Below are 9189 nucleotides of genomic sequence, written 5' to 3'. Positions count from 1 at the left end.
TTGTGGCTTCTAGGGAGGTGTGTCTCGGTCATTGTCTGTATTGGCAGGCATTACAACGTCGTGATGCGGGTGCCCTGACTCAGGCTCTTGGTACGAGGGATGGGGAGTTTATTTGTCCCACTATTCAAAGATTTTTGATTGAAGAAGAGGGTTTATTGTTATTATGCTCGGATGGTCTGAGTGATAATGATTGGGTTGAGAAGTCTTGGACTGAGTATACTCCTGGGATTTTTCGAGGTGAATTTTCTCTCAAGCAGGCAGTTGAGTATTTGATTGAGTTGGCGAATGATAAAAATGGTCACGATAATACTTCGGTGGTGCTTGCCCACTATCGTATTTCTCCAGAACAGTTGATTTTATTGAATAATCCTACAGCAAGACCTCTGGAAAAGGAGGTAATGCCAGAATTATCTGAAGCTTCTAAAGCACTTCTTTATAGTGATGATGATGAAGTTTCGGAGCTTAAACCTGAAGCTGATCTTAACTCTGGCCCTGATTCTGAGGTGGAGGCTATGCCAAAATCTCCAAGGTTAAAACCGTGGATGTTTATGGTTGGTTTATTGTTGATATTATCTGTAGGGGCATTTGTAGCGGTGTGGCGCAATTGGGAAAATTTTCGCTCAAATCCTAATGATGCTCCTGCATCTTCGGAAAGTCCAATGATACCTGAGCCTTCGGAAGCTCCTATTTCTCCTGATTCTTAATGTTTAATTTTGGACTTATAGCTGAGATACTAATTTTTGTCGCTCTTTTTACCTCTTTTCAATGTTCTCTGTCCCCTAGCTCCAAGATATTTTCTGCACAAGTCAAACAGGACTGCTATATAGATTAATTGATAGTAATTTGAAGTTTAATATTATGTTTATAGTTGATTAAAAAATTGTTCAACGTGAAATTGATGTAGATTTAGGGTTGGTTTTATGAAAGAATAGGAAGATTCTTAAAGCTAGTGTAATTTATTCTTGGAGTTACATTAGTTAAAAAGCGTTTCCTGACGGAATGCTTCCCTACGGGATGCTACGCAAACGCAAACAGCAATTGGTGTATTCAGCTTAGATTTTACTAAAACTGAGAGAAATACAATTTAAAAAGGGATTTAAACCCCTCTTAAATTATTCGGCTTCTACAAGTCGGGGATTTCAATCCCAGCTGATAGCTGAAAGCTTTTAGCCCAGAGCTAGTTAAATTTCTAGGAGATGATAGTATAAGGTTTTAATATATGAAAGTAGGCGATCGTGTTCGCGTTAATCAATCTGTTGTTGTTTATATTCATCCTGAAAATAGAGGACAACCATTCGATCTTAAAGATGAGGAGGGAGAAGTTATTGGTATTGTCAATGAATGGAAGGGCAGACCAGTTAGCGCTAATCTACCAATTCTTGTCAAATTTACAGAAAAATTTAAAGTTCATCTGAAGGAAGAGGAATTAGAACTTATATAGCAGAAGGACGAAGGCTTTAGTTATCTAGGAGAGAAGGAATCAGAAAAAATATGGCGTTATCTGAGTTTTAAGCTTTTGATATGTCCGCGCCCTTTCCTTGGACTACTATAGAATAACTTAAGGTTAATACTAATAGGATTTATGGGGCATTGTCCCCATTTATTTTCCTATTTTTTGACTTTAGGGTGAATTAATTGCAAGAAAAAACCTAAAATATTAATATCACTCCGCATTTTTTGTAGTTCTTTTTGGTGTTGTTCAGCTATCTCATAATACCACTGACAATAATTTTGAAAATTTTCTCTATATTTTACCTCCTGATAAAATTCCTGAGTAGTTTGAGAAATTTGAAAAATTTCTGTAGCAGGTGAATTTGTTTCTGGAAAGATGCTTCTTAATTCTGGAGGCATTGATTTCATTCCTAAATAGTAAAGATAAGTAAGAAAAAATAGGGAAGGGGTAAATTGTATATTTTATCCCTTAATTCAAATACATAAGTTGATATAAAAATTAAACCTTTTGTTTATTCTAAAAATTGTTAAAAGCATCTTGTATAACTTAGCAAATTTTTTCTCTGTTGACAAAAAATAAGGTCTCAAGCCTCTCCTTTTAAGGGGATAAAAAGCGGTCGATCTTCGGAGCTTCCCAAAGAGTGGGATGGCGATCTTCGGAGCGGGTCTGCAAGAACGGGTCTCCCCGCCATATCCAATCGACCAAGGGAAAGAAAATTCTGAATTTCAAGCCTCCTGCTTAAGCCGGAGGTACTGATAGCCTAGTGGGACCTAAACATTTTATGGTCGAAAAATGGCGCTCGTGTCATATCATGTCCGGTAGCATCGGTCTTGTATAGCAAAGGTAAGGAAGAAGGAAGAAGGAAGAAGGAAGAAGAAAGAGGGAAGAGGAAAGAAGGCTACCCTCGCAAGAAAAAACCATCATTTCCTGTAGATATTCACCCTTGGGTTTACACAAACGATATAAACGGACATGATATCAGTCTAGATCAGGAAATTGCGTCAATGCACTAAAAATCCCTAGAACCCTTGGTAATTAAGGATTTATGCTTTTTTGAGGTAAAAGCCTTTTCCTATATATATTTGAGCCTATTTTCTACTTCTATTTTGTGTAAGTCCCACTAACTCCTCTGTAAAAAGGCTAACTGATAACTGATAACTGAATTGACTATTCCCTAAAAATCTACAATATCTTGCAATTCAGACAATATTGCTATATATTAAATCCTTTGTTTCATGCTAACTACTGACTACAAAAAAATATATTATAACCACCCTCGCAGACGATATACTATTATACCTATATATTCTTTTAAAGCTTTAGTAGAATTTTGTAAATTTGCAGCATCAGGAATAATATTTAACAGAAAACCTTGCCAACTATCTTGTATTTCTTGTAAATCTCTTTCAGTAACTAAAAAATCTGTTGGTGCTGGAATTACTGATATTTTCTGTTTTTTGAAGATTGATATTGAGCGAGGAGTATGCAGTGCTGAAGTTACTAACAAAACATTGCCTTTAATTTCATTTTTCTCTAAAATTTGTTTGACATTAACAGCATTTTGATAAGTATTTAGAGAGTCTGTATCTTGTAAAATTGCTGTTTTTGGTACTCCCATAGTTTCAGCAATTTCTGCCATATCTCCAGACTCAGGGTTCCCTCCATCTTTCCAATCAACTCTACCACCACTTAATATAATTAAAGGTGCTTTACCCTGCTGATATAATCTTATTCCATGTAAAATGCGATCGCCTGCTTCACTAAAATCTACCCAAGGTCGGGGTGAATTTGCTGGTTTAATTCCACCACCTAAAACTACAATTGCTTCTGCTGAAGGTAATTCTTTCGGCGGTAAATTTTGCCATTCTAAGGATTTAATAAGTCCTTGAGAAATCCACGAATTACTAAACATAAATGTTACTGTAAATGCCAGAAAAATTACTAATGCTGACCATTTAGGATACCACCACAATAAAATAAAAGCTATCAGCATTAGCAAGCAAGATAACCCCAAAGGATAGATAAATAAAGGGAGTAATTTAGAAAAAAACAAAAACATTAGAAGTGAAAGATTAGTATTTTTTTCGAGATTTTTGATATCTTCTGGAAGAAACTTGACTTGACCTTGAAAGCCAACTTAAGATAGAAACACCGCTACGTTCTCTAGGTGTTTTAGGCCATGTATTAAGTGGTTTTGGTGGTTTTGGTGGTTTTGGGGAATCTATAGGTTCAGTATTTGTTTTCTCTGGAATTTCTGGTATTGATTCTATTTGTGACCAATACCCTAATAAACCAGCAGAAATGCCTGCAATTACACCCAATACAATACTTAATTTTATTGTATATTCTAGGAGGCTAAAGCTAATGCTGAAAAACAGAGTAGCTGCTAGTCCGGCAATTAAGCCTGTTGATATTGATTGTTTATCCATGCTTTGGCCAAGGCATTAAGTGATTGATGTTTGAAAAATTATATCAACTTCGCTTAAATAGGCATATTAAATTCTATATTCTGACTTCTGGCTTCCGTGAATTGTCCAATAAATGGCTTTCCTACATGAATTACTGATGTGCAATACAATACAATCACAAGTTAGAGTTCTGCTTAATGGATAAGACACGATCAAACTGAAGAGTCAAAGAATTTCCTGATTCGTTAGTAATTTGGCGCGAAGCTAAGTCAACTATTAATCAATTTTTGTTCAATGCAATTCCCATCTTTTTAGTTATTACTGTTATTGCTTCTGTGTTGAATTAGTTAGGAGCGATCGCAGCTTTAGCCAATATTATTAACCCTTTGATGGGATGGTTTAATTTACCCCCTGAAGCCTCATTGCCTATTGTTTTAGCTTCTATTCGCAAAGATGGACTGCTATTATTTGCCGAACCCGAAACCTTGGCTATGTTAACTCCCTTGCAGGTTTTGACTGGGGTGTATCTAGTCGTCCGACAATATTATTTGTTATCCAAACGAATTCAAACTAGGCAATGATTCATTTAACTTCTGTCTATGAGACCTCTTGCAAAAGTAAACTATAAAATAAGGGTTAATTTTAATTCACATCAGGCGTAAGTCCTGAAAGTTTTAATCAATTCTCATACTTATTACTTGACTTCTGCAAAAAGTCTATGGTGGTATTGATTATTTGGATGAACCACTTGCAGTTATTGCAACATGTGGTGGTGTAACAAGCGTAAAGGAAGTAAGCATGAAATTATCCAAAGAGCATTATCTTCAACAACTTCGGAAGATAGTTAACCCTGAACAAAGGGCTAAATATTACAAGCAATTTATTGATAGTGATGTAGTCAACCTATCTACGGCTGAAAATGTATTGTTACTAGACTTTTACCAAGAGAACCAAATTTTTGATGAGCTTCCTGTAATTTCAGCGACAGATATACAATATCCATCGGTTGTGTATGGCAGTCCTGAGTATCGGCAAAGTATTCTGCAATTTCTAGAACAACAATGGAGTCTACCGATTGGAACGATTACTTTAGATGACATTTTTGTAGTTTCTGGTGTGTCGGCAGCATTAGAATGTCTTGGATTTTCCCTATTTAGTCCTGGAGACCAGGTACTAATTCCGGGGCCGATGTGGTACGGATTTCCATGGTGTTTTAGCCAGCGTCCCCAAATGGAATTTATCCATTTTCCAGTTGGCGAGAACTTTGAACTCTCTACACAAAATGTAGTAGATGCGGTTGAAGCCAATCCTAATGCCAAGCTCTTAGTGCTGACTAATCCCCAGAACCCTTTAGGGACAAACTATAGTAAAGAGCAGATGGAAGAGATTTACGCATATTTTTTGGGTCTGGGATCGGATTATCATATTATCTCTGATGAAATTTATGCCTGTTCTCAGAATACTAATGTGGAAGGTAACGAATTTGTCAGTGCTTTTGGATTAGATGCCTACAACATATATCCTACTCGGATACATGTTGTTTGGGGTCTGTCAAAGGATTTTGGTCTGTCTGGCTTTAGGGTGGGTTGTATCATTTCAAAATCGGAACAAGTTCAAGAATCTATGGAGGGAGATGCTTGTAATAGGAGTATTGCCGGGTTCTCACCATTTGGTTCATTAAATCCGTATATGTTGCAAAAGCTCTTTCTCTCTGGAGGGGAGCCAGATCCAACAGTAGCAAATAATGCCATCAGTACATATCAAAGCTCGTTATTGCCATCATCCTATTCCATAGTTAAAGATAAGCTCGACGAGGCATTGATTCCCTATCACCCTAACAACAAGGGAGGGATTTTCTTCTGGATAGACTTAAGTGCCTATCTCGATCGCGTTCAACAAACCACAATTGAACCAGATCCATTACTCTGTGAATCTTTATATCCTCCTGAATTCAACGATCCGAATGAAGGGAAGCTAACTCGCTATCTTCGTGAAGAAGCACAGGTGTTACTGGTTCGAGGACAGGAGTGTTTCTGGAGTGAACCAGGATGGTTTCGCCTTTGTTATACTGCCGAGACATCTGATAAAGTTGCACAAGGTCTTGATTCTATGATCGAAAAATTGAATCAGTTACCACCAAGTAATCCGAATTAGCAATTCGTTAGATTGGGGTGCGTGGCACGAACTTTTCGGCTAGTAATTACAACTTATGTCCCCGCACCTCAACATCCATGGGTTTATAGTCCCTTAAAATTCCAGTCTTGAACGCGGGTGCGTCGCTTTGTTGTGCAAACGAGTCGCTTTGTAGGTCAGGGTGAGGGTACGAAACCCAGAAGTGACAAGCCTTTGTGTACCTAACCCTGCGTCGGAGCGGATGTGAAAGGTAAAGCGTTGGACTTCATTATAAGATGGTCTCACACCGATCAACTTTACCGTTGTTGTGTGCTCATTCGTGCGCCATCGTGATTTATGCTATTTTAAATTGAGAATAATTATCATTCTTACACATAATTATCCTCCTCAGCCTTCCAAGCTGAATAGCTTTGGGGTTAAAAAGGTTGCAGGAGAAGTCCAACTATAACCATTACATCTATGCTAAGTATTGAAACTCCGAAACCTCAGTTAAAGACTTCATTTCTCCAACGGCTCCAGAGTCCAGAGCGTCCAGTGATCATCTTTGATGGCGCAATGGGAACTAACATCCAATCCCAAAACTTGACCGCCGAGGACTTTGGTGGAGCCAAATATGAGGGTTGTAATGAATATTTAGTCATCACCAAGCCAGAAGCAGTGGCAAAAGTCCATCGTAATTTTCTCAAAGCGGGGGCAGATGTTGTCGAGACTGATAGCTTTGGCTCAAGTCCCTTAGTCCTCGCAGAGTACGATCTAGGCGATCGCGCCTATGAGCTAAGTAGAAAGGCAGCAGAATTGGCTCGCAGTTGTGCGGATGAGTTTACCACTCCCGAAAAACCAAGATTTGTCACAGGTTCCATCGGTCCAGGAACCAAGCTACCTACCCTCGGTCATATTACCTATGATGAATTGAGATCGAGCTTCATGGTGCAAGCAGAAGGTCTCTATGACGGGGGTTCCGATCTTTTTATCGTGGAAACCTGTCAAGATGTTCTGCAAATTAAGGCAGCATTGAGTGCTTTTGAGGCGGTGTTTGCCAAAAAAGGTGCGCGACTCCCCTTAATGGTGTCCGTGACTATGGAAATCCAGGGAACCATGTTGGTGGGGACAGATATATCTACTGATGTACCAACTATCTGCTTTTTTTTGATATAGTGACGTTTTTTAAATGATTACCCTCCCAAACCTAAAACATTCTGTAATAGCATTTGGTCTTCACCTTTGACTTGAAAGCGTCCACTCTCAATATCTCTAATCCAACTTTGACTTTTTCCAAGCATAGTTGCCAATTGTCTCTGACTTAACTGCTGATTTTTTCTAGCAGTCATAATCTGTTCCCCACAGATCGCAGCAAGCTTTTTTGTTCTTTTACGCTTATTAGAATAGCGTAGCTTTTGTTTTTCAAAATCTGCTAAGTGTTTATCCCATTCTTCGGGCAATTTAAACCAGAGGATACGAGCGTTTAATAACATATTCCACTTACCTCTGGGGCCGTTATCTGTTAGTCTTGTATTTTTACTACCGTCATCAATCCAGAAATCTAAAGCTTCTTCACCATCATCAGGCAGAGCAGCTAATTTTGCCCACATTGGCTGAATTTCCTGGGGGTAAGTTACCGGGTCAAATTCGGGTTTAAGTCCATAGTGATTGAGAACTTCCAGATCACTTTCAAAAGTTCTAATTAGTCGTTTTCGATCATCCCGACAAGAAGATGCTCGTATCACTTTTTGTTCGCCATAAGCTACTCGCATTAGAGTAGGTACAGTCAACCGTTGTTCCCTACCCATTTTGGTTTTAAATAATAACCATAATAGCATTCGAGCAGTACCTTCATGTTGCTGCCAGATACTCATTACTGTAGTTAATATCGACTGAGGCAAAATACCGTATTGATAAAATGCTTTGCCCTGCTTGCAACCTTCTCTGTTGAGGAAATACTTAGTCCAAAGACCAGCTTTGACTCTAAAGGTAAGACCAACAAGATGTTTACATCCTGTAGAATCTTCAGAAAAGTGATGTTGAATGTCTAAGATATGCCATAATTGATCTTCTGGTAATGAGAACGCATTAATTCTGCCCTGCTGAGGCCAATCAATAGTAGTAGTAATATTACAAGGTTGTTGAGCTAGGTTTTTAATTAAACTCAGTTTAGTTGCTTTCGATAAGTCTTTGCGTTTTTCTAACCCTAAGTACCTTTCAATTTGTTGGTCATCGATCACAAATTCTTGCTCCCATGGTTTGTCAATAACTGCTGCATGGGCAGCATAAATTAGGTGCAAACAAGCTGCTCTGATATCCATTGCTGGCATATCTGTGACTTTGATGACATCATCATTTATAATTTGAGATGAATACTCCACATCTTTGATGCTGAAACTGATTGAACCCTGACCTTGCTTAATAGAACGTTGATAAATCAGTTTACCTTCTGCATTCACTGTCCAAGGTAATGATTCTCTCTGCGTCAGAATGTTGCAAGCTTCCCAGATCGCGATAGAAGAAGCAAAAGGACTATGCTTGCCATTGGGAAATAAATTAGAGCTTGTGGGTGTTCTTGTTTCAGCTTTATACCTACCTTTTTTGGCTTTAGTGGGAACAGGACTACTAATAGAACAGTGAATTACACACTGAGGTTCTTCGTAATAACCCTCACAGCTATTACATAGTTCAGGATTAATGGAGTATTTTTCATCTTCTATAGTTATTGCACCTGTTGGGCAGTGGATTTGGGGTACACAGGTGCCACATGAGATACAGTTTTCAGTCATTTTGTGAGTCATAACACCCCCCTGTTATTGCTGTTGAGAAGTTTGTGTTAGTAATACTACTCGTCATCTGTAAGTTGATTTAGCTGATTAATCATAGTAATGTCCTGATTGCTATATAACTAACTATACATGGAGTGAAGAACTCAAATCTTTTGTTTGTTGTTGATTTAAGTATTTTCACTTAAGCTTAATTGACGCTTTAATAATAAGAATTAATATTTCATAATTTTTTTAGATTAGATGTTCATAATAAGCAAATTAATATTCTTTTTATTTTTTATAATTGAGTAATTATAGGATTTTTATAGTTATACATTTAACTTGCAATAGTTAATAACTATAATTATTATTTTTTTACTATAAATTAGTAAAAAACATTAAGGAAAAATGCTAAATAAATATTTTTAAGGTATATTTATCCGCATTT

8 protein-coding genes and 2 pseudogenes are annotated in these 9189 nt (G+C 37.7%); 6 read left to right on the top strand and 4 right to left on the bottom strand.

Features of this window, described 5'->3' with window-relative positions; all coding sequences use genetic code 11:
* Window positions 1-704: pseudogene (locus F6K13_RS07100) on the top strand (serine/threonine-protein phosphatase); the annotation flags it as partial.
* Between the two features lie 515 nt (window positions 705-1219).
* Complete coding sequence (locus tag F6K13_RS07095; protein WP_124147361.1) at window positions 1220-1441, top strand: ferredoxin-thioredoxin reductase variable chain; 222 nt, start codon at window positions 1220-1222, stop codon at window positions 1439-1441.
* Between the two features lie 167 nt (window positions 1442-1608).
* Here the strand turns inward: F6K13_RS07095 and F6K13_RS07090 are convergent, their stop codons facing one another.
* Complete coding sequence (locus F6K13_RS07090; RefSeq protein WP_124147362.1) at window positions 1609-1851, bottom strand: hypothetical protein; 243 nt, start codon at window positions 1849-1851, stop codon at window positions 1609-1611.
* Window positions 1852-2283: 432 nt separating this feature from the next.
* Here F6K13_RS07090 and F6K13_RS07085 point away from each other — a divergent pair, with 432 nt between their 5' ends.
* Window positions 2284-2466: a hypothetical protein gene (locus tag F6K13_RS07085; protein ID WP_124147363.1), complete on the top strand. Its 183-nt coding sequence runs from the start codon at window positions 2284-2286 to the stop codon at window positions 2464-2466.
* 251 nt (window positions 2467-2717) lie between these two features.
* Here F6K13_RS07085 and F6K13_RS07080 read toward each other — a convergent pair whose 3' ends face one another.
* Window positions 2718-3512: a YdcF family protein gene (locus F6K13_RS07080; RefSeq protein ID WP_124147364.1), complete on the bottom strand. Its 795-nt coding sequence runs from the start codon at window positions 3510-3512 to the stop codon at window positions 2718-2720.
* Window positions 3513-3525: 13 nt separating this feature from the next.
* A complete protein-coding gene (locus tag F6K13_RS07075; protein ID WP_124155508.1) occupies window positions 3526-3882 on the bottom strand; it encodes a hypothetical protein in 357 nt (118 codons plus the stop codon).
* 368 nt (window positions 3883-4250) lie between these two features.
* Here F6K13_RS07075 and F6K13_RS07070 point away from each other — a divergent pair, with 368 nt between their 5' ends.
* The 3 genes and pseudogenes from F6K13_RS07070 to F6K13_RS07060 all read left to right on the top strand — a co-directional run.
* Window positions 4251-4442 (top strand): hypothetical protein, encoded by a 192-nt coding sequence (locus F6K13_RS07070; RefSeq protein ID WP_205127542.1) that lies wholly within the window; start codon window positions 4251-4253, stop codon window positions 4440-4442.
* A 217-nt stretch (window positions 4443-4659) separates the two neighbouring features.
* Window positions 4660-6015, top strand: a complete 1356-nt coding sequence (locus F6K13_RS07065) for a pyridoxal phosphate-dependent aminotransferase (RefSeq protein ID WP_124155509.1) — start codon at window positions 4660-4662, stop codon at window positions 6013-6015.
* Between the two features lie 438 nt (window positions 6016-6453).
* Window positions 6454-7113, top strand: a pseudogene (locus F6K13_RS07060) (homocysteine S-methyltransferase family protein); the annotation flags it as partial.
* A gap of 53 nt (window positions 7114-7166) precedes the next feature.
* Here the strand turns inward: F6K13_RS07060 and F6K13_RS07055 are convergent.
* Entirely contained in the window at window positions 7167-8774 is a 1608-nt protein-coding gene (locus F6K13_RS07055) for a helix-turn-helix domain-containing protein (RefSeq protein WP_124147367.1), read from the bottom strand.
* Window positions 8775-9189: the final 415 nt, after the last annotated feature.

The organism is Okeania sp. SIO2B9 (genome assembly GCF_010672505.1).
Lineage (GTDB): Bacteria > Cyanobacteriota > Cyanobacteriia > Cyanobacteriales > Microcoleaceae > Okeania > Okeania hirsuta.
Note: the sequence above shows the minus strand (reverse complement) of the source record. Positions and strands in the feature narration are given on the sequence as shown.